We start from the raw sequence: 20083 nt of genomic DNA on the forward strand, positions 1-20083 counted from the left end.
AGGGTGGCTATGACCATAAAATCAGAAGAATTCAAGACCGCGATGTCCGCCGTCCGTGAGCGGATAGCTGCCGCGAAGCGGCGCGGAACACATAGCGGCTTTATTGATTACCACGGCTGCACCTCCGTGTGCAACGAACTTATAGCCATTCTTGAAGACGCAGGGAAAGCCGCCGAGCGTGGCGACTGCGCGTACGCCTATTCCGTTGCCGCCCTTGTTCTCGTCAACTGCGCCAAACTTGCCGGCTCTGCCGATGACAGCGCGGGCGGCATTACCGATACGCGAAGTTATGTTGAGGGCGTTTTGAAAAAAGCTTGCTCCGGCGTGGAACGCGGCTCTGCCGAAGCTGAATTCATATTTCTCCAGTCCCTGAAAGACAGCCGGAACAAGGCGTTTGACGGTTGGGACGAATTCGCCTACGACCTGCTCCTGCCAACTGCCGAACTGGCAACTGCCAAGAATGTCAATAAGTTGTACGCTGTCCTAGATGAGTTTGACGCAAAGCTCTCTCAGAAAGAGTATTCTTCCTGGCACCAGGAAAGCGACTGTCTCGTCCGCCTTACGGCGATTACAGCGATTGACGGAGAGCAAGCCGCCGAAAAGTTCGTATCCGACAATATTCAATACGACGGCATACGCCGTATCGCTATCTGCAACGCTCTGGATAAGAGCGATTTTCACCGTGCGGAAAGGTTGTGCCGCGACAAAATCAACTCTACTGACCGCGCCTATCACTGGACACGGGAATGGTACGATATACTTTTCGAGGTGTACTCCAAGTCCGGCGACAAAGAGCGGCGAGCAGAACTTGCGGAAGACCTGCTACTCGGCAAGCACGATACGAAATATTACACCATTCTTAAACAACTGCTTTCCGAAAAAGGCGTATGGACAACGGAGTACCCGTCGATTTTAGCAAAGCTTGCCCAGAACCTGCCATACAATATGTACATGGGCATTCTGTCCAAAGAAGGTGAAACCCGGCGATTGCTTGAACAACTTATAATCCACCCGTCCGAGATTTTCACATATGGTAAGCAACTGTCCACAGATTTTCCGGCAGAAACCTATGACCTCTGCCTTAACGAAATCCGCAAACAAGCTGCCGAAGCTGACAACCGTATAAAGTACAAGCAGGTCTGCGGTAATATAAAGAAGCTGTTTGATTATGGTGGCAATAATGAGGTGAGCCGCATCATTGAAGAGCTAAAAGCAAAGTATCCCCGGCGCCCTGCGATGATCGAGGAATTGGATGGATCGGCGGTAAGGCTGGCGAAGAAGAGATAACTTTTCCGCGAAACTTCTATGTTGTAAAATATTTTTACTCCCTCCAAAAATTCCTTGTACTAACTGTTCTGCAATGGCTCTTAAATACCAAAAGTGCTTCGGCCCATATCCTCTCATGAACCGAAGCACTTTTTTAATTCTCTCCAGTGTAAAACTATTGACCGGCAAGCCCAAACTGCCAAGCTATATATTTCCACCACTATACCCCCACCCCCTCGGCGGGGCTAATTTCGTGTAGGGGGTGCCGACCCTCAACAAGTGTTCGCCCCCGTTTTGTACGTCCACGAGAACATAAAACACACTTATTAAAATTTCCCGAAATCCGCGAACCCCTAATATCTATGGGCTTTTCGCCTCTATCACCGCGACTGACTCCACATGATAAGTGTGTGGAAACATAGCCACAGCCTGAATTCCCAAGTAACAAAATCTCCTTAGGACAATACCGCCAAATCCCTGGCGAAGGAAGCGTGTGATTGCAGGAAACAAACATACACTATGCTGCGGTTCCATGCGCATAAATGTCTCCAGAACCCAGCAGTCGCAGCCGGTGCGGGGAGAGCTTACAACGGCAGGAACCTCCCGGTTTTGATGACATTTATATGTTGATACTTCTTTCTTCAGCAGTTCAGTGTTATTCATCTCTATTGGCATTTACCTGACGAATTCTCGTTTCGCCCTTTCCATAACACTCACGAAACCAAAAAAAGCCCCGCAGGCAACAAACCCGCGAAGCTTCTTGGTTTCCTGGCAGGGGCAGTAGGACTTGAACCCACAACCAACGGTTTTGGAGACCGCTACTCTACCAATTGAGCTATACCCCTATGATTGGAGCGGAAAACGAGATTCGAACTCGCGACCCTCGCCTTGGCAAGGCGATGCTCTACCGCTGAGCTACTTCCGCATTTAATGGCGACCCTGAACGGATTTGAACCGTCGATCTCCGCCGTGACAGGGCGGCATGTTAGACCGCTACACCACAGGGCCGCTTGGCCGATATGTCCTCGACGGAATATAATATTATCATGCTTTCTGTATAATTTCAAGACCTTTGATCGGCTATTGTTCAAAAATATTATCATATTACTCAGGATACTTCTTTGTTTTGAAGACATGCTATATAAGTGATACCCAAAACTTCTTGGCGACAGGTAATTTATACCGATAGATGATCTGGGACTGCGAAAAACTTTACACACCCTAAGTGAACTACCAAGCAAAGTAATGCTAAAACATATTGCGGCGAAATGGCGTCCTTACCGGACGATTGCCAGTTGGTATTTTTCTATATTTTCCGGCTGCCGCGTTTGGTGATGGGGATGCCTTTCCGGCAAAGGGGGCAGTCGTCGGATTGATAGGTTGGAACGGTGAGATTAAGCAGTGCTTTGGCCAGGATGCCAAAGTCAGCTTTACCACCGCTGCGGTTTACCAACATACCTACGCCAACCGGCACCCCGCCGTGCTCCCGTACTACATCCAGAACTTCCTGAACCGAGCCCCCGGTAGTTACAATGTCCTCTACAATGAGTACCCGCTCTCCGGGTTTAATCACAAAACCACGCCGCAGCGTCATTTTGCCATTTTCCCGCTCGGTGAAAATGGCCCGGGTGCCAAGGGATTTTCCCACCTCATGAGCGAGAATAATGCCCCCTGTCACAGGGCCTACCACCAACTCCACATTGTCGTTTCGATACAGTTCAGCCAGTTGCCGGCATAGCTTTTCAGTATGTTGAGGATACTGAAGAACTTGAAATTTCTCCACATATAAGGGACTATGGAGTCCCGAAGTTAATAAAAAATGTCCTTCCAAGATTGCGCCGGTATCTATAAATAGCTGGCGCACTTCATTTTCGTCCACTTACTTAGCCCCCATTTCCTGTAAAATAGCCATTGCCGCCGTTCGTGGATCATCAGCCGCCGTGATTGGCCGTCCCACTACCAGGTAATGTGCGCCGGCTGCAAGAGCAGCCGCCGGTGTTGCCACCCGGCTTTGATCATTCAACGCCGCTCCCTGTGGTCTTACACCCGGAGTAACAATTATGAACTCTTTGCCGCAAACTTTTCGTATTTGCTCCGCTTCCTGCGGTGAAGCCACCACTCCGTCCAATCCCGCCTGCCGCGCCAGTTGCGCCAGGTGAATCACCTGATCCCGAATACTCCGCTGGTAACCAAGAGCTGCCCATTCCGCGCCGCTAATGCTGGTCAACACCGTGACAGCTATTAATTTGGGTCTGGTCACATTCAACTGTGCCGCCGTCTCGCTTACCGCTTTCGCCGCCGCTTGCATCATCGACAGGCCGCCAACCGCATGGACATTAAACATAGAGACGCCCAACCCGGTCAGCGCCGCGGCGCTTTGCGCCACCGTATTAGGAATGTCATGAAGCTTCAGATCCAAAAATACATCCTTGCCCTGCCTGCGCAAATAATCAACCGCCGCCGTCCCCACGTTATAAAAGAGCTGCATTCCCACTTTATAGTATCCTACAGCATCCCCCAGTAATTCAACAAGTCGCTCAACGTCATCAAGCTTGTCATAATCCAGAGCAACGATCAATCGTTTATCCATATACTTTCACATCCTATATACCGGTTAGTTACAGTATACCTAATTGCTCAGACTTTCTAGGGCCGCGAACTGCTTAGAAATCGTTAGATACCGTTGCATATGAAAAAAATTTATTGCAACGAGTTTGCTAATTACGGTTCTACTATCATAGTCAGACCGTCTAGGCGTGACGAGTACTGGAACGCAAGTGTACTGGGATGTACGCTGGAGTGAAGCACGCAGGAACAACAACGCAGATGACGGTTTATAAGCAGTTCCCTACTTTACCGACGATTTCCCCCACATGTGTAAGGCCGCGTTCCATTAGATAATCCCGTATGCCTTCGGCAACGTTCACCGCCGCATAAGGATTAATGAAATTTGCCGTTCCAACTGACACCGCGCTCGCCCCGGCCAGAAGAAATTCAATGGCATCGGCGGCAGTCATGATCCCGCCCATACCGATAACCGGCACATGGACTGCCTGGGCTACTTGCCATACCATTCTGACCGCTACCGGCTTGACTGCCGGACCGGATAGGCCGCCAACGGTATTCCCCAGCACCGGCTGCCAGGAATGAATATCGATAGCCATACCAAGAAGAGTATTAATAAGGGATATGGCATCTGCACCGGCAGCCTCCACCGCTTTGGCCATAACAACAATGTCGGTGACATTAGGCGAAAGCTTGGCAATCACCGGTTTATTGGTCTTCACTCTTACTGCCCCAACTACCTGGGCGGCGCTGTCCGGGCAGGTGCCGAAGGCAATACCGCCTTGTTTCACATTGGGACAAGAGATATTGATTTCCAGACCGGCAACGTCCGGCAGGTTTAACCTGGCAGCCAATTCACCATATTCTTCCACAGTGTTGCCGGCTATGTTCACAATAACGGGAACCTGGGATTGCGCCAATTGGGGCAGAATCTGATTGACAAATTCTTCGACGCCGGGATTTTCCAAGCCAATGGAGTTCAACATCCCGGCCGGGGTTTCGGCAATTCGCCGCCCGCTGTTACCGGCTCTCGGAACTAAAGTAGTGCCTTTTACCACAATAGCACCTACTTGCTTTAAATCTATAAAATCAATAAATTCCAGTCCAAAGCCAAACGTCCCGGATGCCGTCATAACCGGTGTCTTCATTTTTATGCCGGCGATCTCCACAGCAAGCATATCCTTAGCGCAGCTCACCAAATCACCTCCCCGGCCCAAAAAACCGGTCCGTCAGTACACACCTTGCGGCGTTTTCCTCCCTGAACGGCACAAGTACAGGAAAGACACGCGCCTATACCGCAAGCCATATATTCTTCCAACGACACCTGGCAGGGTATATCAAATTCCCGGGCGATTTTAACCACACCGCTTAACATGGCCTGAGGCCCGCAGGCGTAAATTATATCGTATTTTACTTTAGTCAATAGTTCCGGCAGCAGATCGGTTGTAAATCCCCGCCGGCCAATACTGCCGTCATCCGTAGTGATATGTGTATGTTGGCATACATTATTGAAAATATCAGGCCAGAACAGTTCTTGTTCGTTACGGCCTCCCATCAACACTTCCACAGGCCGGGGACAGAGGGTCCGCGCCAGCATAACCAGCGGTGCAAGTCCCATACCGCCCCCGACTAACAGCGGTTTCTCTCCCTGGATACTAAAGCCGGTTCCCAAAGGGCCCATGCAATCAACAAAATCCTCGCAATCAAGTCGGGCCAGCAAAGCAGTTCCCTGACCGACAATCCTATAAATCAGCGTTATTGTTCCGGCAGCGGCATCAGCATCGGCAATACTAAACGGCCGCCGTAAAAGCGGATAGAAACTGTCAGCCACTCGCAGATGTACAAACTGTCCGGCCTGAACCTCCCTGGCAATTTCGGGGACTGACAGCTCCAGTTTCTTTACCATTCCGGTAATACTTTCCTGCCGTACAACGCTAGCCAGAACAACGGTTTTAGACACGGGTCTCGCCTCCGGCCACGTAGTCTTGTAAAGCCAGCACATAGATAAAACGGCCCTGGCGCATGATATTAAGTATGTCCAGTACGGCCCAGGCTGTATCCATTGAAGTCAGGCACGGCAGTGAGTGCTCGACTGTTGCCCGGCGGATTTTAAACCCGTCGCTTTCGGCATCCCGCCCTTTGGTGAGAGTATTGATTACCATGTTGATTTTCCCGGCCTTAATAAGCTCAATGATCTGCGGCTGCTGCTCGTGAATTTTAGGCACCATCGCCACATTCAGGCCAATGGAGCGCAGATACTCGGCGGTACCGCTGGTGGCAATCAGTTCGTATCCCATTTTGGCAAACTCCGCGGCAATCTCACCTGCTTCCGTTTTATCCTTGTCCGCTGCCGTAAATAGTATGGACCCGTTTTGCGGCACATTCATGCCCGCGCCAATGATACCTTTATACAAGGCTCGGGAGTATTCATAGTCGATACCCATTACCTCGCCGGTGGACTTCATTTCCGGTCCGAGTGAAATATCTACCTGCAGCATTTTCGCAAAAGAGAAGACAGGCACTTTTACCGCCACATACGGTTTTGCCGGCAGCAACCCTGAACAGTACCCCAGCGAGGACAGGCTCTGTCCCATGGCAACACGGGTGGCGACATTCACCATTGGAATATCCGTCACTTTGCTCAGAAAAGGAATGGTCCGGCTGGACCTCGGGTTTACTTCCAGTACGTAAACTTCTTCGTCAACGACAACGTATTGAATATTGATAAGTCCTTTAACTTTAAGGCTACGAGCCAAACGGCCGGTGTAATCCACAATAGTGTCAATCACTTTGGGTGAAAGGGTTTGCGGCGGATATACGGCAATACTGTCGCCGGAATGAACGCCCGCCCGCTCCACGTGTTCCATGATACCGGGAATCAATACATCTACCCCATCGGCAATGGCGTCAACTTCCACTTCAGTCCCCTGCATGTACCGGTCAACCAGTACAGGATGCTCCGGCGATGCTTTTACCGCCCGTTCCATGTAGTTGATCAATTCATCTTTATTATAGACGATTTCCATGGCCCGTCCCCCCAAAACATACGACGGGCGAACGACTACCGGATAACCGACACCGGCGGCCGCCTCTACCGCCTGGGAAGCATCGGTTACAGTCACCCCTAACGGTCGGGGAATATTCAATTGTTCTAAGAGTTCATCAAATTTCTCCCGGTCTTCCGCCCGGTCAATGTCTTCTACGCCGGTGCCAAAAACCCGGACTCCCGCTTCTGCCAGCGGCCCCGCCAAATTAATCGCCGTTTGGCCGCCAAACTGAACTATAACACCCGCCGGTTTCTCTTTATCAATAATATTTAATACATCCTCGGTTGTCAGCGGTTCAAAGTAAAGACGGTCCGAAGTGTCAAAGTCGGTACTGACTGTTTCCGGATTATTGTTTACGATAACGGACTCGATACCCATGTCCCGCAGCGCCCATACAGAATGGACCGAGCAATAGTCGAACTCAATGCCTTGTCCGATTCGAATCGGCCCCGAACCAAGCACCATTACTTTGCGTTCCCCGCTTGCCTCAACCTCGTCTTCTTGCGCGTAAGTCGAGTAGTAATATGGAGTCTCGGCGGCAAATTCCGCCGCACAGGTATCAACCATTTTATAGGCGGGCAAAATACCGTTCGCTTTGCGCAACTCCCGGATTTCAAAGACATTTTTGCCGGTCAGTTCAGCAATCTTCCGGTCGGCAAACCCTAGCTTCTTGGCTGCCGACAACACACTGGGGGTTATCGTTTCAATAATTTGTTTTTCCATTTCAACAATATTTAATATCTTGGTAAGAAAGAACCGGTCGATAGCCGTAACCTGGTAAATCTCGTCGATAGTAATACCGCGCCTCAGCGCTTCAGCAATCACAAAAGCCCGCTCGTCATTTGCCAGAGTAAGCTTTTCCCTGACTTCGTCCGTAGCCAGCTTGGCCAATTCCGGAATTTGAAGATGGTAAAGGCCAATTTCCAGCGAACGTATTGCCTTTAACAGAGCACCCTCCAAGGTGCGGTCAATGGCCATAACCTCGCCGGTGGCCTTCATTTGGGTGCCTAAAATACGGTCGGCGAAACTAAATTTATCAAACGGCCAGCGGGGAAACTTGACCACAACATAATCGAGCGTAGGTTCATGACAGGCCTTGGTTTCACCGGTGACAGCATTAGTAATTTCATCCAAGGTATACCCGATGGCGATTTTGCTGGCTACTTTCGCGATGGGATACCCGGTTGCCTTGGAAGCTAAAGCACTGGACCGGCTTACCCGGGGATTTACTTCAATAACATAGTATTTGGCGCTCTTGGTGTCTAAAGCATATTGCACATTGCAGCCGCCCTCAATGCCGAGAGCCCGGATTATCTTGAGGGAAGCGCTACGGAGCATCTGATATTCATAGTCGGTAAGCGTCTGGGATGGTGCTACGACAATACTGTCGCCGGTATGAACGCCAACCGGATCAAAGTTTTCCATGTTGCAAACAGTGATGCAGTTATCCGCCGCATCCCGCAGAACCTCATATTCCACCTCTTTCCAGCCGGCAACACTGCGTTCAATCAGCGCCTGCCCGATTAAACTGTATTTGAGTCCACGGTTGGTGATATCCCTAAGTTCGTCGTCGTTATGAGCAATCCCGCCGCCGGTGCCGCCCAGGGTATACGCCGGACGGACAATAAGCGGGTAACCGATTTCTTGCGCAAACTTAAGAGCGCTGTCTATATCTTCAACAATGGCACTCTCCGGCACGGGTTGCCCGATCAGTTCCATAGTGGCTTTGAAAAGTTCCCTGTCTTCCGCCTTTTTGATAGCTTCCAGGGGAGTACCCAGAAGTTCAACCCTGTATTTATCAAGCACTCCTCTTGCTGCTAGTTCCACCGCCAAATTGAGTCCGGCCTGGCCGCCTAATGTGGCCAACAAACCGGCCGGCCGCTCTTTGGCAATGATTTCCGTAAGGTATTCCGGCGTTAAGGGTTCAATATAGACCCAGTCGGCAATATTGGCATCCGTCATAATTGTGGCCGGATTGCTGTTGACTAATACTACTTCCAGTCCTTCTTCCTTTAAGGACCGGCAGGCCTGAGTGCCGGCATAATCAAATTCCGCCGCCTGACCAATGACGATGGGGCCTGACCCGATAACCATAACCTTGCGCAAATTCTTCTTGATTGGCACCGTTAGTTCCCCCCCGCCTGGTTCATTTCTTTATTTAAAAGCATCATAAATTCTTTAAACAAATATGTATTGTCGTCAGGACCGGGAGCAGCTTCCGGGTGATACTGCACGGAAAAGATCGGCAGGCCCTTGTGGCGCATCCCTTCCACCGTACCGTCATTAACAGCCCGGTGAGTTATAGTCACGTCTAATCCTGCCAATGACTCTTCTTCAACCGCATAACCATGGTTCTGGGAAGAAATATATACGCGTCCGGTAGCTAAATCTTTTACCGGATGATTGGCTCCCCGGTGGCCGAATTTGAGTTTGTATGTATTGCCGCCAAGAGCTAGCGCCAACAACTGGTGGCCCAAACAGATTCCGAAAATGGGCTTTTTACCAATTAGCTCCCGTACTGTATTTACTTCTGCCGCCAAGTCTTTCGGATCTCCGGGTCCATTGGACAGAAATATTCCCACAGGATTTAAAGCCAAAATTTCCTGCGCGCTTGTATGAGCAGGAACAACAGTTAAATCGCAGCCTGCTTTAGCTAAAGAATTGAGTATATTGCGCTTAATGCCATAATCGACAACCACCACGTGGGGTCCCTGACCGGCGATGCGGTAAATCTCCTTCGTGGTGACTTCTTTCACTACTTCGATCTCTGGCGGTGTGCCAAACAACTTGTCAATCTCGGTCTGAGTGGCGCCTGCCGGCACAATTACGCCCCGCATGGTGCCGTGGGACCGGATTCGCCGGGTGATAGCCCGGGTATCAACCCCATAGATGCAAGGAATATTACGGGACCTAAGATAACTTACCAGCGAATCTTCCGCTTGCCAACTGCTGGGGTTACCGCAGATTTCACTGATAACAAAGCCCCGGACAAAAGATTGCCCGGCTTGGTCAAAAACTTTGGCCACACCGTAATTACCAATCAGCGGATATGTCATCGTGACAATTTGCCCGCAATAAGACGGGTCGGTCAGCACTTCCTGGTAACCGGTCATGCCGGTATTGAACACTACCTCGCCCTTGCCGACGGCACTGTTTTCTGAAATAAGGTTGCCATGAAAAACACTGCCGTCTTCCAAAATCAGTTTGCCTTTCATTCTAATACCTTCCCATTTTTCATGATAATTTTACCGTTTACTATTGTTGTCACTGCTTTTCCTTTTAATTTTTTGCCATCGAACGGGGTATGTCTGCCCCGGGTGTAAAACTTGCTGCTATCCACAGTCCATTCCAGTTCGGTGTCAATTATGGTAATATCCGCCGGCGCTCCCGGCTCGATTTTACCGGCTGCCAGCCCCAATATACGCGCCGGGGCGCAGGACATCCTATCGATAATTTCCGTCAGTGTGAATTGACCGCTGTGATATAACCCGGTGAGTATAATCCCTATCGCCGTTTCCAGCCCGGCAAAACCGCTTGGCGCATACCGAAATTCCACATCCTTGTCTTCAAAAGCATGGGGAGCGTGGTCAGTAGCAATTACATCAATTGTACCATCTTTTACCCCTGCCAACAACGCTTCCACGTGTTCGTCGGACCTAAGGGGCGGATTCACCTTCGCCGCAGTATTGAAATGAGTTAGCGCGGCATCGGTCAGGGTAAGATGATGCGGCGTAGCTTCAGCCGTTACATTGACACCGCGCCGTTTGGCTTGGCGTATCAGTTCCACCGCGCCCTTGGTGCTTACATGAGCAATATGAAGGGGAGATCCCGTATATTCTGCCAGCAAAATATCCCTGGCTACCGCGATATCCTCGGCTACTGCCGGCCGCCCTTTCAGTCCCAGCATGGCCGACACCGCGCCCTCATGCATAAATCCTTCCCCCGCCAGAGCTTCATCTTCGGCATGGGAAATAATCCGACAGCCAAACATGCCGGTATATTCAAGCCCCGTGCGCAGGATTTTTGCACTGTTAACATAATGTCCGTCATCCGAAATGGCGACGGCGCCGACTTGAATCATGTCACCGATTTCGGCCAGTTCTTTGCCTTCCTGGCCTTTAGTCAGCGCCCCGATGACTTTTAGATTTACAACTCCTTCCGTTTGTCCCCGTTGGATCAAACCCGCCACCAGGATGGCGTTATCCACCACCGGCTTGGTGTTGGGCATACAGGCAATTGTAGTAAATCCGCCGGCCGCCGCCGCCCTTGTACCCGAACCTACATCCTCTTTGGCTTCCAGCCCAGGTTCCCGCAAATGAACATGCATATCAACCAGACCGGGTACTACCACTAGTCCGGAAGCGTCATAAATTTCGGCTTCTTCACCGGAAAGATTTTTATCAACGGCAACTATTTTACTATTTTCTATCAAAATATCGCTGACTGTGTCCACCCGATCAGCAGGGCTAACAACCCGTCCGCCTTTAATTAGCAGTTTCAATGTTTTTCCCTCCCATCAACACCAAATAGAGCAGCGCCATTCTAACCGCCAAACCGTTCTTTACCTGTTCCTGAATGGCCGACTGTTCACTGTAGGCTATGTCCGGAGCAATCTCCAAGCCTCTATTCATCGGGCCCGGATGCATCAAGAGGGCATCGGGTTGGGCAAGAGCCAGGCGTTGGGCATTAATCCCGAATATCCGGGCATATTCCCTGGCTGAGGGAAACAAACCCTTTTGCTGGCGCTCCCGCTGAATACGGAGCACATTTACCACATCCGCCCCGGCAAGGGCTTCTTCAACCCTGTTATGTACTTTTACTCCTACTTTGTCCATGTCCCGTGGAAGTAACGTCTGAGGTCCGGCAACATGGACCTGGGCGCCTGTTTTCAGTAATCCCCAGATATTGGAGCGGGCTACCCGACTATGAAGAATGTCGCCGATAATTGCCACTTTAAGTCCCTGAAGACGCCCTTTATACTGCTTGATCGTAAACATATCAAGCAAACCTTGCGTTGGGTGCTCATGAGCGCCGTCCCCGGCGTTAATAATTACCGGCCGGACGGCATTGGCTGCAAACAGCGACGAACCTTCAGCTTCGTGGCGCATAACGATAATATCAACCCCCATCGCCTCCACGGTAAGCAGGGTGTCCCGCAAGCTTTCCCCTTTCATCACGCTGCTGGCGCTGGTGGATATGTTTACTACGTCGGCACCCAGATATTTTCCGGCCAGTTCAAAAGATGTGCGGGTACGAGTACTGGCTTCAAAGAAAAGATTTACGATGGATTTTCCTCTTAAAGTGGGCACTTTTTTAATATCCCTGTCGATAATGTTTTTCATTTCCCTGGCAGTATCCAACACTAACTCAATCTCCGGCACCGACATGTGCTCAAGTCCTAAAATGTCCTTATTCCTAAGTGAAGCCGGGCTTTTAGTCATGACTGCTCCCCCCTTGTATAAATATAAAACTCCTTGCCTGCACAGCAAGGAGTTTATAAATGAGCCCATGCCAATACGTCCTACTCTGTGTCAGCACGTAAGTTCATTCTAAAGCAGGCATATTGCCTTCAATCCTTGCTGACCTCGCGGGATCAACTTAAAGGATAGTATTTGTAGTTCATAGACATAATAAAAGCCTCCACGGCTGCAAAGCACGCAAGAAGGCGTAATACTTTCTATCGTCCCCTTACCAGCCTCGCAGGACTAGTTTAAAAGGCTTGTTATTATTATCGTAATCATACCAGGATCAGCAAATCATGTCAATAGATTTGTGGAAATTAGACAAAAAGGTAGAACAACAGAAAATTTTGATACTCCCAACGAGATAGTGTTCTTAGTATTACAAAAAAGCTTCCGGACTGTCCGGAAGCCTTCATTCACTGTGGTGCGGTTGGTGAGATTTGAACTCACACGGGTCGCCCCGCCACCCCCTCAAGATGGTGTGTCTGCCAGTTCCACCACAACCGCATTTCGATTGTTAAATTTTCCTGTGTTCCAACTTGTAGGAATTTGCGAACTGCAAATTCCCCTATCTAGATTCGACTCTCGAACCTCAATTCCCGAACTTCGAGTTTGGTGCGGTCGAGTGGATTTGAACCACCACGAGGTTGCCCCCACTAGCTCCTGAGGCTAGCGCGTCTGCCGTTCCGCCACGACCGCGTCAATTATTTTTGTTAGCCGCTCATCAGCGACATAGTTATATTACCATAAGGCAAAAGTAACGTCAAGCATTTTTGTAACTATTCACCTTAAGTTGGGAACTGCTTAGTTTTTCAGGATAGTTCGAGGCATTTGATAACCTAAATAGATACCATTTTTTACTGATTTACTGACTGGAGACAAACCCCCACTGCCATGCATTCCATAAGCTTCCAGCAGGAGAAGGACCAGGCTGATAGTTTGCCACCGTCTCTTGCACCGCGTCTATGTTGACGTGAAAATACAGCGGTATTACAGGTACTTCCTCCCTAATCAGGTCCTGAATACGAAAATAGATTTCTTTTCTGGCGCCAACATCAACAATTTTGGCGCCTTGGTCAGTAAGTTTGTCCACTTCCGGATTACGCCAACCGGCATAATTTTGCCCCTCGTAGTTGTTACCTGCAAAAGGTATTTTCCGGGAATGCCACAAATCAAGGTTGTCAGGGTCCAAACCAGCCACCCAACCGAACAAAGCGGTCTCAAAGCGGCGATTTTTCAGAACATCGCTGAAAAAGGCCGGTGCGTCTATTGGCCTTACTTCCGCCAGAATGCCTGCTTCCTTAAGCTGTGCAGCAATTGCGGCAGCCACTTGTTCCCTTTCTTTGTTTCCGGCCGGAATTGCCAATGAAAAAGACAGTTTGCGCCCTTCCCTGGCAAATATCTCATCCGGACCCAGCTGCCAACCGGCTTTAATTAGCAGTTCTTTTGCCCCGTTAATACTCCTGGCAGCAGAATATTGCGTCGGATTGTACGCCCACGATAAAGGCGATTGGTCGCCAACGGCAGGCACGGCCATTCCCTTAAATACATTAGTTACTATAGCTTGACGATCAATAGCTAAGGCAACAGCCTTGCGAACCTGAATATCCTGAAATAAGGCATTGTCTAAATTAAAATCAAAATGCTCCCAGACCATGGTAGGAGTAGTAACTGTTCGCACACCCGGAATTGCTTTTACTTGCTCATACTGAGCAAAGTTAACGTTGCTGACTATATCTACTTCATTGGCTTTAAGCTGAGAAATCGCCATAGTGGAATCGGGAATGACCTTGAAAATAATTCCGTCTAAATTGGGCTTGCCGCGAAAATAACTGGTGTTAGCATCCAGAAAGAGAGCTTCCCCATACCGCCATTCCTTAAATTTAAACGGACCGGTGCCCACTGGTTCGCGGTTGAATGGCGCCTTATTCATATCAACGGCGTTTTCTAATTTATGCTTGGGCAAAATCGTCGCAAAAAGGGTCAGAAAAGGGGCGTAATATTCCCTAAATTTAACAACTGCGGTATAGGGGTTAGGAACATCGACAGTGACAATTTTGTCGTAACCCTCCCGTGACATGACGTTTGCCTGGCGATTCATTATAAATTGCCAGGTATACGTAACATCCTCAGCGGTGAAAGGGATTCCATCATGCCAGGCAACTCCCTGTTTTAAACGATATGTTACGGTTAATCCGTCAGAGCTTACTCCACCGTTGGCAACGGCAGGCACCTCCATTGCCAGATCGGGAATCCATTCCCCTTTATCGTTAGTAGTAACCAGTCCACTGAAGATCAATTTTCCAAATTCAGCGGTTGCAAGTAAATCCGACATTAACGGATTCAAGGTGTTTGGTTCCTGCAGGCTTCCATATCGTAACTGTCCGCCAGGCTTAATAACAGTTTTTGGGGCCGGCGGAGCCGGAGATTCGTTCTTGTTGAATGTACAAGCCGTATTGATGCTTAATAATATTATAATCACAACAACGAGCAAACGCTTCGTTACCTGTTGCATTTACGACATTCCCCTCATAGTTCCGTGGTAATGACTCTGACTACCTACCATACAATTCTTGATATCGTTTCTTGTTATACAACACTTTTTTTACATATTCTCTGGTTTCCATAAAAGGTATTTGCTCAATATCAGAAAAATCATTTGTCCATCCGTATTGCCGCATCCACTGTTTTACGTTTCCCCTACCGCCATTGTAAGCAGCCAGAAACAACACCTCATTGCCCTGGAATTCTTTTTTGAGAGAGGACAAGTACCAGGAACCGAACCAAATGTTAACCAGCGGATCGTTAAGAATGACATCCGAGTATTCCCTGTAACCTTGCTGTTCGGCTACCCAATGACCTGTTTCCGGCATAATTTGCATTAAACCTACCGCTCCCTTATGTGACCGTGCTTCAGCAATGAACCTACTCTCTGTCCGAATTACCCCGGCAACCAGAAAAGGATTGAGATCGTATTCTAAAGCATAGTGGTATACAATATCCTGATAGTTAAAAGGAAATAAATATTTTTTCTGAAACCGGTCACTTTTGAATACAGTATAACTGCATACGGCAGTTAAGATAATGAAGATTATCAGGACTTTTAGCCAAGTCCGTACTCCCAAATAGATCACTCCGAATTTTATTGTTCACTTGTTAGAGACTGTTGAAAAATACATTGCACAGTTAAACAGTCTTCAGTAAAAAGTATGTTACGTTAAAAAAATTATGCTCCTCATGACTGATTTCTCACTCATGCTTAATATCCCGCCATGCTGACATCACCTGGGCAAGAGTATTATCCAGGCCTTTACTGTTATCAATTACTACATCTGCATAATTAATCTTTTCTTTTAAGGGCATTTGGGCACGGATGCGTGTTAAGGCTGCCGCCAAAGATATCTTATCCCGCTCCAGCAAGCGGGTAATTTGGGTATTTTCATCAACATAAACCACCCAAACTGTTTGCACCATTTTTTCCCATCCCGCTTCAATAAGGAGGGGAGCATCGATAACAATAACTTTGTATCCATCCGCCTTCGCCTTCTCAATTTCTGCATAAGCCGCTTCCTTTATACGGGGATGCGTGATATTTTCCAACTCTTTCCGCAAGACTTCATCGGCAAAAACCATCTGCCCCAGCCGCTTCCGGTCAATTTCTCCGTTAGGGTCCAGAATACCATCACCAAATCGATTAACAATCTCCCGCCAAGTTGGTTTACCCTTGGCCGCGATTTCTCTTGCTAACTTATCGGCGTCAACGATATAAGCCCCCATATCTTTAAGCATACCGCTCACAGTACTTTTGCCGCTTGCGATGCCGCCCGTCAATCCCAAAATAACCATACGTCAGCCCTTCCCGTCATTTTCGTATCTATGCAGGTTATCATCTGCCCCGAACTGCTTAGAAGTCGTCAGATGCTTTCGTTGCATATGAAAAAAACTTATTGAAAATCAATTAGATAATGCTTATGAATCAGCATAGTCACACCGGGCGCGATGACGATTCTGATTTCGTTAGCTTTGCATAATAGTTTGTGCGGGGACCTCACTACGGCGTACTGGGATGTACGCCGTAGTGAGGACCACAGGAGCACGATTCTGATTTCGTTAGTGTTATCAACGCGATTTAACTTGTCGCAGATGACAGCAACGCAGATTGTGCGGCGCCGCAGATGGCGGCTTCTAAGCAGTTCCCCTCTTTAAGCTGAATGATCACTTCTGGCAATTTGGGCAATAGTGCGTCCCCCTGCCGGCGACTTCCTTTCTGGCGATCATGCTTCCACACTTTCGACAAGGTTGATTGGCCCTGCCGTAAACGTAAAGATACTGCTGATGACTGCCGCTATGCCCTTCGCCATCCCGGTAGTCCCGGAATGTGGTGCCCCCATGTTCGATTCCGTCGGCAATCACCCTATTGATCGCAGAGTAAAGCCGTTCAACCTCATTTTTATTTAAAGAACTGGCAATTCGTTCGGGATCAACTCCTGCGATAGCCAGAGATTCGTCGGCGTATATATTGCCTAATCCGCCGATAAGCTGCTGATTTAATAGCAAGGACTTAATTTTAGCTTTCCGCTTCGCAAGAAGACTTTCCAGGTAATCCAGAGTGAATTCCGGTGACAAAGGCTCAGGCCCCATGGATGTCAATCCTGAAATGCGGCAAATTTCCTGGGACGGTAAAACGTATAATGTTCCCAAAGTGCGGCTGTCTGCATATAACAAGGCATCACTGTTATCAAAGAAAAAAGCAACATGGGTATATTTATCATGTTCTGTACCAGGTGTCACGTAATATAATCGGCCTGTCATCCTAAGGTGAATAACTATGACTATATTATTGTCCAAATAAAACAGCAAGTATTTCCCCCGGCGATCAAGCCCGGCAATAGTACGGCCCATAATTAACGCCTGGAATTCATGGGGGGATGGCCATTTAATTAAACGGGATAGTCCGATATCTACGCGCATAATTTTCCTTCCACGCACTCTATCGGCAAGGGTACGGCGGATAGTCTCCACCTCAGGCATTTCCGGCATATAAACACTCCTTATTTGGCTTGTGCCCAATTCTTCCCGATCTTTATATCGGCAACGAGGGGAACAATCAGTTTTCCTGCCTGCTCCATAGCATGTTTAACAATAGACTGCACCTTTGCCAATTCGGCTTCAGCAACTTCAATCACCAATTCATCATGAACCTGCAAAAGCAAGCGACTGCGTAAACCTTCTTCTTTAAGAGCGCAATAGACCTTAATCATAGCAATTTTGATAATGTCGGCAGCAGTTCCTTGAATTGGGGTATTCATAGCGGTACGTTCTGCAAAAGACCGTTGGTTAAAATTGCTGCTATTGATATCCGGCAAGTAGCGCCGCCGTCCAAACATAGTAGTAACATAGCCATTTTGGCGGGCATTAGCAACCAAAGCCTCAATATAATTTTTTACGCCCCGGTATCGGTTGAAATAACTATCAATATAGAACCCCGCTTCTTTTCGGCTCACACCAATATCCCGAGCGAGCCCGTAGTCGCTGATCCCGTAAACAATACCGAAATTGACAGCTTTGGCTCTTGCTCTCATTTCCGGAGTTACATCGGACATATTCACACCAAATACTTCCGCTGCCGTACGTGTATGAATATCCTGATTATTGCGAAATGCCTCGACCAGGCTGTCATCCCCGGCCATGTGGGCCAAAATTCTGAGTTCGATCTGCGAATAGTCGGCTGACATTAAGTAGGAGTACCCTTCACCGGGAACAAATAATTCACGTATTTTCCGACCGATTTCAGTACGAATGGGGATATTCTGCAGATTTGGCTCAGAACTGCTTAGCCGTCCGGTTGCAGTCACCGTTTGGTTGAAAGAAGTATGTATTCTTCCTGTTTGTTGATCAATGAGCGGCAGCATGCCGTCAAGATAGGTTGATTTCAGCTTCGTTAATGTACGGTATTCCAGCAGCTTGTCCACCAGTGGATGTTGCCCGGCTAGTTTTTCCAGTACTTCAGCGTCAGTGGAATATCCTGTCTTCGTCTTTTTGATAACAGGAAGTTTAATCTTTTCAAATAAAATAACTCCCAGCTGTTTAGTCGAATTAACATTGAACTCCGCCTCCGCCAACCGGTAAATTTCTCCCAGCAGATTTTCAATTTTAATGTTAATCTCTTCCGCCATGCGCATTAAGTAGCCTCTGTCTACTTTGATACCGCTAAGTTCCATTGATGATAATACCTCAACCAGCGGCAATTCAATATCCAGATAAAGTTTAAGAAGACCGGTCTGAGATAGTTTGCTTTCCAGTGCAGATTTAAAATGGTCAATGATTTTACTTGCCCAACCGGCATACTCCGGCGTTTCTTCCCGTGATATATTGTACCGGCATTGCGACACCATATATTTTTCCGCTAACTCCGCCAATGGATACGTAGCAGCAGTGGGGTCAAGAAGATACGCGGCCAACACGCTGTCAAAGGCGATACCGCGAATGTCGAATCCATTGGCGTAACAGGCATTCAATAGTTTTTTCGCATCATGAGTATATTTTAAAATGCTATTATCAGCCAATAATCCAGTTAAATTTTCCCAGCCATCGCACCTTGCAGAAAAATATACTGTTTTATTCAGGATAGTTACTGACAAACCTTCCAGTTTAGTTGAAGGAAGATGACCGGTAGTGAGCGCATAACAGGCAAGGTATCCTGCCTTCTTAGCCAAAGCAATGATTTCTTTTGCTGTCTCAGAGTTATTTACTCTTTCGACCTGGGGCAGTTCGCAAACTTCTTCTGCGACAGGGTCGGCATTTCTTCTATCTGCTCCTGCTGCTCCCGGCAAAATAGTATCAATTTTGGCCAGCAAACTCTTAAATTCAAATTTCAGGAATAAATCCCGAAGCATTTTGCTGTCTGGAGTAATCTTATAGTTACCGACAGTAAATTCCAAAGGCATGTCCCGCACAATTGTAGCCAGTTTTTTCGATAGTATGGCCTGGTCAACGTTGCAACGCAGCGCTTCCTGCACTCTTTTCCCGGCTACATTGTCGATGTTCTCAAGTATTTTTTCCAATGAGCCAAATTCATTAAGCAATTTACAGGCCGTTTTTTCACCTATTCCCGGAACGCCTGGAATATTATCCGACTTATCACCCATCAGACCCTTTAAATCAATTAATTGTTCGGGAGACAAGCCGTATTTATCTTTTAGGGCAGCGGTATCAAATACATCCAGGTCGGATATGCCCTTTTTGGTAAGCAAAACTTTTATATTGGGTTGAATAAGCTGCAGCGCATCACGGTCACCGGTAACAATAAACACATCCAGGCCTTCATCTTCCGCTTTGGCCGCCAAGGTACCGATAATATCGTCCGCTTCATAACCCGCTTCTTCCATCGTCGCAATACCAAAGGCCTGACAAAGCTCCCTAACAAGTGGAAACTGCTCCGCAAGCTCAGGCGGAGTTGCCTGGCGGTTAGCTTTATACCGGTCATAGGACTCGTTGCGGAAGGTTATGCGCCCTTTATCGAAAGCCACTACCAAGTAGTCAGGCCTATATTCTGCCAATAGTTTGACCAGCATTGTAGTAAATCCATAAACTGCATTGGTATAAATGCCGGTGGCGGTACGAAGCATCGGCAACGCATGAAAAGCCCTGTGCACTAAACTACTGCCATCGATAATTATAAACTTTTGGGACATTGGCCCACCACCTTATGTGTTTTTCTTTAATCTAAACTTTTATTAGCTG

Annotated in this window: 15 protein-coding genes and 5 tRNA genes; 1 reads left to right on the forward strand and 19 read right to left on the reverse strand. The window is 48.2% G+C overall.

The genetic code is table 11. The annotated features are described in order from the left end of the window. Nucleotides 1-9: 9 nt before the first annotated feature. Nucleotides 10-1287, forward strand: a complete 1278-nt coding sequence (locus MAMMFC1_RS20170) for a hypothetical protein (protein WP_126310207.1) — start codon at nt 10-12, stop codon at nt 1285-1287. A 339-nt stretch (nt 1288-1626) separates the two neighbouring features. On the opposite strand, the gene MAMMFC1_RS21185 is transcribed toward MAMMFC1_RS20170, so the two are convergent. The 19 genes from MAMMFC1_RS21185 to polA form a co-directional block, all read right to left on the reverse strand. Then, nucleotides 1627-1929: a hypothetical protein gene (locus MAMMFC1_RS21185; RefSeq protein ID WP_158618828.1), complete on the reverse strand. Its 303-nt coding sequence runs from the start codon at nt 1927-1929 to the stop codon at nt 1627-1629. 106 nt (nt 1930-2035) lie between these two features. Beyond that, nucleotides 2036-2111, reverse strand: a tRNA-Trp gene (locus MAMMFC1_RS20175). Between the two features lie 5 nt (nt 2112-2116). Next, nucleotides 2117-2191: transfer RNA gene (locus tag MAMMFC1_RS20180), tRNA-Gly, on the reverse strand. 6 nt (nt 2192-2197) lie between these two features. Continuing rightward, nucleotides 2198-2274: transfer RNA gene (locus MAMMFC1_RS20185), tRNA-Asp, on the reverse strand. 298 nt (nt 2275-2572) lie between these two features. Further along, nucleotides 2573-3145 (reverse strand): orotate phosphoribosyltransferase, encoded by a 573-nt coding sequence (pyrE, locus tag MAMMFC1_RS20190; protein WP_126310208.1) that lies wholly within the window; start codon nt 3143-3145, stop codon nt 2573-2575. After that, nucleotides 3146-3856, reverse strand: coding sequence for an orotidine-5'-phosphate decarboxylase (gene pyrF, locus MAMMFC1_RS20195; protein ID WP_126310209.1), 711 nt, complete (start codon nt 3854-3856; stop codon nt 3146-3148). 244 nt (nt 3857-4100) lie between these two features. Then, nucleotides 4101-5009 carry a dihydroorotate dehydrogenase gene (locus MAMMFC1_RS20200; RefSeq protein WP_126310823.1) on the reverse strand — a complete coding sequence of 303 codons (909 nt, stop codon included), beginning with the start codon at nt 5007-5009 and terminating at the stop codon, nt 4101-4103. 14 nt (nt 5010-5023) lie between these two features. Then, nucleotides 5024-5791, reverse strand: coding sequence for a dihydroorotate dehydrogenase electron transfer subunit (locus MAMMFC1_RS20205; protein ID WP_269471850.1), 768 nt, complete (start codon nt 5789-5791; stop codon nt 5024-5026). After that, on the reverse strand, nt 5784-9002 hold the full coding sequence (gene carB / locus MAMMFC1_RS20210) for a carbamoyl-phosphate synthase large subunit (protein ID WP_126310211.1): 3219 nt from the start codon (nt 9000-9002) through the stop codon (nt 5784-5786). Before carB ends, MAMMFC1_RS20205 begins: the two co-directional genes overlap by 8 nt. 2 nt (nt 9003-9004) lie before the next feature. Next, nucleotides 9005-10093 (reverse strand): glutamine-hydrolyzing carbamoyl-phosphate synthase small subunit, encoded by a 1089-nt coding sequence (gene carA, locus MAMMFC1_RS20215; RefSeq protein WP_126310212.1) that lies wholly within the window; start codon nt 10091-10093, stop codon nt 9005-9007. Next, the gene (locus MAMMFC1_RS20220; RefSeq protein ID WP_126310213.1) at nt 10090-11379 is read right to left on the reverse strand and encodes a dihydroorotase; all 1290 of its coding nucleotides are present in this window, start codon (nt 11377-11379) and stop codon (nt 10090-10092) included. The genes carA and MAMMFC1_RS20220 overlap by 4 nt, the downstream gene beginning before the upstream one ends. After that, nucleotides 11363-12319 (reverse strand): aspartate carbamoyltransferase catalytic subunit, encoded by a 957-nt coding sequence (locus MAMMFC1_RS20225; RefSeq protein ID WP_126310214.1) that lies wholly within the window; start codon nt 12317-12319, stop codon nt 11363-11365. The genes MAMMFC1_RS20220 and MAMMFC1_RS20225 overlap by 17 nt, the downstream gene beginning before the upstream one ends. 443 nt (nt 12320-12762) lie before the next feature. Continuing rightward, a tRNA-Leu gene (locus tag MAMMFC1_RS20230) sits at nt 12763-12847 on the reverse strand. A 106-nt stretch (nt 12848-12953) separates the two neighbouring features. Further along, nucleotides 12954-13039, reverse strand: a tRNA-Leu gene (locus MAMMFC1_RS20235). Between the two features lie 166 nt (nt 13040-13205). Next, entirely contained in the window at nt 13206-14855 is a 1650-nt protein-coding gene (locus MAMMFC1_RS20240) for a peptide ABC transporter substrate-binding protein (protein ID WP_126310215.1), read from the reverse strand. Nucleotides 14856-14895: 40 nt separating this feature from the next. Beyond that, the gene (locus tag MAMMFC1_RS20245) at nt 14896-15465 is read right to left on the reverse strand and encodes a lytic transglycosylase domain-containing protein (protein WP_126310216.1); all 570 of its coding nucleotides are present in this window, start codon (nt 15463-15465) and stop codon (nt 14896-14898) included. A 124-nt stretch (nt 15466-15589) separates the two neighbouring features. Next, on the reverse strand, nt 15590-16186 hold the full coding sequence (coaE, locus tag MAMMFC1_RS20250) for a dephospho-CoA kinase (protein WP_126310217.1): 597 nt from the start codon (nt 16184-16186) through the stop codon (nt 15590-15592). 369 nt (nt 16187-16555) lie between these two features. Next, a complete protein-coding gene (mutM, locus tag MAMMFC1_RS20255; protein WP_126310218.1) occupies nt 16556-17380 on the reverse strand; it encodes a DNA-formamidopyrimidine glycosylase in 825 nt (274 codons plus the stop codon). 11 nt (nt 17381-17391) lie between these two features. Next, complete coding sequence (gene polA / locus MAMMFC1_RS20260) at nt 17392-20034, reverse strand: DNA polymerase I (RefSeq protein ID WP_126310219.1); 2643 nt, start codon at nt 20032-20034, stop codon at nt 17392-17394. Between the last annotated feature and the right edge of the window lie 49 nt (nt 20035-20083).

It is taken from the genome of Methylomusa anaerophila, assembly GCF_003966895.1.
GTDB lineage: Bacteria > Bacillota > Negativicutes > Sporomusales > Sporomusaceae > Methylomusa > Methylomusa anaerophila.